This window comes from Acetonema longum DSM 6540, from assembly GCF_000219125.1.
In the GTDB taxonomy this organism is placed as follows: Bacteria; Bacillota; Negativicutes; order Sporomusales; family Acetonemataceae; genus Acetonema; species Acetonema longum.
Genome location: NZ_AFGF01000110.1, coordinates 1 through 3,788 on the forward strand (window position 1 = coordinate 1; position 3,788 = coordinate 3,788).

Sequence of the window (3,788 nt, forward strand, 5' to 3'; positions counted from 1 at the left end):
TTATACGTATCAAAGAAGAGATTTTTTATTGAGCAAAGAAATCCACTGAATGCTTCTAAGAAGGATATTGATACATAATGTCGAATGGATAAATTTGTATATAAGTTGTCTTCATTATCAAGATTTACTGGAGGCCTGAAATTTGAATTTTGAAAGTATAAAAATAGAGAACTTCAGAAATTTTCTAGACTTAGAATTGAAATTGATGAACAAAAATATACTTTTTGGATTAAATGATATAGGAAAAACTAACTTTCTATGTGCCATTCGATTTTTACTTGATAGAAACTATAGAAGGCTTGGTTTGGCTGATTGTGACTTTTTTCAAAAGAATATTTCTAAGACAATCAGAATTACCCTTAAAATAGATATTCGCGATAGCAACGATGATGATACCAAAAAGATTTACAAATATATGCGAGGGGCAATTTCTAGTACAACAGAGTTTGTATATATTCAACTTATTGCTGATTATAATAAAGAAAAGTTATGCGCTGAGCCAAAACTTTATTGGGGCAATGATATTGAAAATTTAGAAGATATTCCAAGCTACCAGGCTAATTATGAATTAGATAATATATTTAATATTGTCTACATAGACTCTTCAATACAGCTTGAATCAGCATTTAGAAAATATACTCGCGAAATTTTCAGAGATGAGAAAAGTCTTAGTGAAGAAGAACGGGAAAAGATTAAAAAGACAATTGAAGGGTTAAATGGCAATATAGCAAAACTAGCAAATATTAAAAGTCTCGAAAACGAAATAAAATCACAATATCAAAACTATCGAAATGAGAAAAATCTTTCTATTGCAATTCGCTCGGAAATTGAATTAGATAATATTCACTCAAAATTAACGCCATATATCTGCTACGAATCGGATAAAACATATCCAACATCAGGAGATGGTCGTAGAAAAATCTTAGCCTATACACTGTTATCTCTAGAAAATAAAAAGCTTGAAGAAAAAAAGATTAATGTTTTCTTAATTGAAGAACTAGAAAATCATTTGCATCGGTCAATGCAAATATCATTATCACATCAATTATTTACGGATAAATTATATAAACATATGTTTATGACAACTCATTCTTCCCTTTTGCTTGGTCAAATGGATAACGTAAATTTGATTAAACTATTTAAGGATGGGAAAACCGATGGGAAATCTTACTCTTACCGAGTCCCCGATGAATATAAGAAATTAAAACAAAAGCTAAATCAAAATCTTGCTGATGCGATATATGCAGATTTCGTATTATTAGTTGAAGGGCCATCGGAAAAAATATTGTTTGAAACAATTATGCAAAATAAATGCAGTAATTACGAATCTTTTGGGGGATATATTCTTGAGGTAGATGGAATCAATTTTGCTGAATATTACAATGTTTTAAAACCTTTAGGGATTAAGGTAATAGTAAAAACCGATAATGATTTGAAATTAAATGAGAAGAAAAAAGAATATAACTTGCTAGGACTGAACCGTTGCCTGAGTCTGATCGGGGAAGATAAAATTTGTAATACAAATAATGTTGATTGTAAAAATTTTGAAACCAATAAGAAAGATATACAAAGAGATATTTTTGATAACCGATATAAAATAGAATGTAATTTGCTAAGAAACAACAAAATTTTCATTTCCAGAATAGATTTAGAAAACGATTTATACGAAATAATCCCAACAAAGATGGATGATTTAGCTAAGAATACAAAGAAAAATGCTGTTGATTATTTGCAATCCGCAAAAATGATTAACATGATAGAGTTATGCAAAACGCTAAAAACAAGAAATATTAATAGCATATTTGAATTATCAAAGAAAAAGGATTCCTTTGTAAATTCAGGAATAACCACTATAATTTTGCCTTTCAACTTGCCCTTCAAATTCTAAAAAACTCTAAAGCGGCAAGGCAATTTTTAAATTCAAAATATTATCGAATTTACATTGATGAATATCAGGATAGTGATGTTGATATGCATAACCTCTTTATGTATATTTGCAAAGAAATAGGAATTCGGCTTTTTATTGTTGGTGATATAAAACAGTCCATATATGGATGGAGAGGGGGCTATGTCAAGGGGTTTAAGAGTATTATTGCTGACACTAAGTTATTCAAGGAATTTAAACTTAAACATAACTTTAGGTCAAATGTTCCAATTCAGAATTACTCTAATTTGTTTATGGATGATGTACGAGATAATTACCAGAAAAGTGAATTTAATAATGAAATTATAGGTTTTGCATATAGAGAAAGAGACTTTGCATCAAGTTTTATTTCTAAATGGCTAGATTTAACAAAAAATTGTGCATTTTTAGTTCGAAAAAATGATGATGCTGATGTATGGAGTCAGCATTTGCAATCGAAGGGAATCAATTTTATATATTTACCTGCATCACCACTTGACAATAGTAATTTAGAAAGTGAACATATTTGGATAGCACGCACACTTGCTTTTTACTTGATACAGGATAGATTCTCAGAGTATGACGTTATAGCTGAAATACCATCTTCTGACGCATTTAGTTTTAAGAAAATTAAACAAATGCTCTCCGACTTAAAAAGCAATACTTCAAATCTAGATGAGTTTAGTAAACAAACTGCAAAATTCTATGAATATTTAGGCTATACGTGCTCAGAAAAGACTTCTAATGAAATTCAGGAGCTTTTTTCGGTTATTAACAATCCTATTTATATTCCTACCTATAATCCGCAAAAATATAATCATGTTATAACGACTATTCATTCCGCCAAAGGATTAGAGTATTCCCAAATAATTATTCAAGCTGGCGATTTTAATTTAGCAAATGTTGATGATAAATATTTACATTATGTTGCTGTGTCTCGACCAGAAGATAAATTATTGGTTCTAATAGACTATTCTTTAAATAATGGAAGAAATTACATAAGGGTCATGTCTCAGGAAATAGAAAAAACAAATTTACTTGGATTTGACATAAAGCGTGATGATGTTATTAAAGGTATTAACTCATCTGAATTTATTACTACAAAAAGCTGACGTCTGCCGGAGTTGGCCTTTGGTATACTTTGATACTTTAGATGGTGCTTTTTAATTTTTGGATTAGGAAAAGATGCTATTGCCCAGGCCTTTTATATCACCGGGCTAGAGACTTACCTAGGTAAAATATTGAGCAATTTCTTATCAAAAGTGTCAATGCGGTGTTGAGGGAGACTTATATATGAATAGGAAACAACAAGCAATAAAAGATATAGAAAATTTTTTAGAGTCAGATGAAAAATGTGTACTAATTACTGGAACACATCAATATGAAAAACACAAATTAGTTATGAAGATTTTGAATACGCATTACAAAAATGCCCATATTCTATTCAGAATAAATTCTATGGACAATATTACAGATGATATTTTTATTGGCCTATCGAAAAAGCCTTCTGCTGGAGCCCAAATTAAACTATCGAATAATTATTATGAATTTGATAGTTTTAATACATCATCTACTTGGAGGAAAACAAGCAATAGATTCGATTTTGCTATTTTTTACCCTATTGATGCTTTGTGCAGAAGTCTAAAGAAAGAGGCTATTAGCAACTTATTCGAATATAAAAGCATTCCAAAAATCTTCTTATGCTCGTGGACGGATAATTCATATTACGATTATTCAAAGCTTTCCGAGTTTTTTTCGAGACAAGTTATATATGATGCCGAAGAAGAAGATTTAGCTTATCACCAAAGAGTATTAGAGAGTATATATCGTAAGTAATAACAATCAGAATTAATTTTTAATATCATTTTTATTTACGTCTACGGCG

The 3,788-nt window shown here is 29.8% G+C and carries 3 protein-coding genes; all 3 read left to right on the top strand.

Annotated features, from left to right (window positions below; all coding sequences use genetic code 11):
• Positions 1-142: 142 nt before the first annotated feature.
• The 3 genes from ALO_RS12215 to ALO_RS12225 all read left to right on the top strand — a co-directional run bounded on the left by ALO_RS12215 (position 143) and on the right by ALO_RS12225 (position 3,739).
• A complete protein-coding gene (locus tag ALO_RS12215; RefSeq protein WP_004096321.1) occupies positions 143-1,888 on the top strand; it encodes an ATP-dependent nuclease in 1,746 nt (581 codons plus the stop codon).
• Positions 1,882-3,015: a UvrD-helicase domain-containing protein gene (locus ALO_RS12220; RefSeq protein ID WP_238528266.1), complete on the top strand. Its 1,134-nt coding sequence runs from the start codon at positions 1,882-1,884 to the stop codon at positions 3,013-3,015. Before ALO_RS12215 ends, ALO_RS12220 begins: the two co-directional genes overlap by 7 nt.
• Positions 3,016-3,196: 181 nt before the next feature.
• A complete protein-coding gene (locus tag ALO_RS12225) occupies positions 3,197-3,739 on the top strand; it encodes a hypothetical protein (protein ID WP_004573396.1) in 543 nt (180 codons plus the stop codon).
• Positions 3,740-3,788: the final 49 nt, after the last annotated feature.

Coding starts and splice junctions, on each gene's coding strand:
- ALO_RS12225 (WP_004573396.1), top strand. CDS start 3,197: ATGAATAGGAAACAACAAGCAATAAAAGATATAGAAAATTTTTTAGAG.